Here is a 1,203-nt window from a genome sequence, read left to right on the forward strand (position 1 = left end):
AGAAGTCAACGCTGCCAACTACAATGCAATCTACCACAAGGCTGGCATAAAAGCCTTATATTACTTATATTTGGAAAGGATTGAGTCCAATGGGTTGTGACTGAATAGCAAGGCATGCTCTATAGCAATATATGGTGTACAGGATATAGTGTTGTATACATATGAATGGTTAAAGAAATGTTAAAAAATATAAAATGGTATAACGTAGCATAGTTTCCTGTACAAAGATACTTTCATTATACGTATGGAGGGTATTATGGCGACAACATGTGGATTAACTGAATTTGTAGGGACTAGCAAAACTGGTGATACTATAGGTCTCGTAATTGCTAACGTAGATCAACAAGTATTAGATGCGATGAAATTAAAGAAAAAATATCGTTCAATCGGTATTTTAGGCGCTCGTACTGGTGCAGGCCCACACATTATGGCAGCTGACGAAGCAGTAAAAGCAACAAATACAGAAATCGTTAGCATTGAATTACCTCGTGATACTAAAGGTGGCGCAGGCCATGGCTCATTAATTATCTTTGGTGGCGATGATGTATCCGATGTAAAACGCGCTATTGAAGTAGCATTGGCTGAAGTGGAACGCACCTTTGGCGATGTATACGCAAACGATGCTGGACATATTGAACTTCAATATACAGCACGCGCTAGTCATGCGGTAAATGCAGCATTTGGTGCTCCTGAAGGTAAAGCCTTTGGCCTTATCGTAGGCGCTCCTGCAGCGATTGGCGTAGTTATGGCCGATGTAGCTGTTAAATCTGCGAACGTTGATGTAATTGGTTATGCATCACCTTCTGCAGGTACAAGTAATTCTAACGAAGTTATTTTACAGATTTCTGGCGATTCTGGGGCTGTACGACAAGCAGTTATCTCTGCTCGTGAAGTAGGTAAACAATTGCTTGGTACGATGGGTGACGAACCAGTGAACGGAGCCCCTTCCTATATCTAATCTGAAAGGATGGTATGCCCTATGAAATCAAAACGTTTCGAAGTCTTAAGTCAACGTCCTGTCAATCAGGATGGTTATGTAAAGGAATGGGTAGAGGAAGGTTTTATAGCCATGGAATCTCCTCAAGATCCAAAGCCTAGCCTCAAAATCGAAGGTGGTCGCATCGTTGAACTCGATGGTAAACGTCGCGAAGATTTTGATCTTATCGATACATTTATTGCAAATTACGGTATCGTTCTCGATGG

Annotated in this window: 2 protein-coding genes; both read left to right on the top strand. The window is 41.3% G+C overall.

The window, feature by feature from the left end; genetic code table 11:
- The first annotated feature begins 256 nt into the window (after positions 1–256).
- Entirely contained in the window at positions 257–958 is a 702-nt protein-coding gene (gene pduB, locus Q7P05_RS09560) for a propanediol utilization microcompartment protein PduB (protein ID WP_038124004.1), read from the top strand.
- 21 nt (positions 959–979) lie between these two features.
- A partial coding sequence (locus Q7P05_RS09565) for a propanediol/glycerol family dehydratase large subunit (RefSeq protein WP_303931879.1) occupies positions 980–1,203 on the top strand: 224 nt, incomplete at its 3' end.

It is taken from the genome of Veillonella dispar (assembly GCF_937975875.1).
In the GTDB taxonomy this organism is placed as follows: domain Bacteria; phylum Bacillota; class Negativicutes; order Veillonellales; family Veillonellaceae; genus Veillonella; species Veillonella dispar_B.

Bases quoted from the DNA above. Each gene is read 5' to 3' on its own strand.
- pduB (WP_038124004.1), top strand. From the start codon at position 257: ATGGCGACAACATGTGGATTAACTGAATTTGTAGGGACTAGCAAAACT.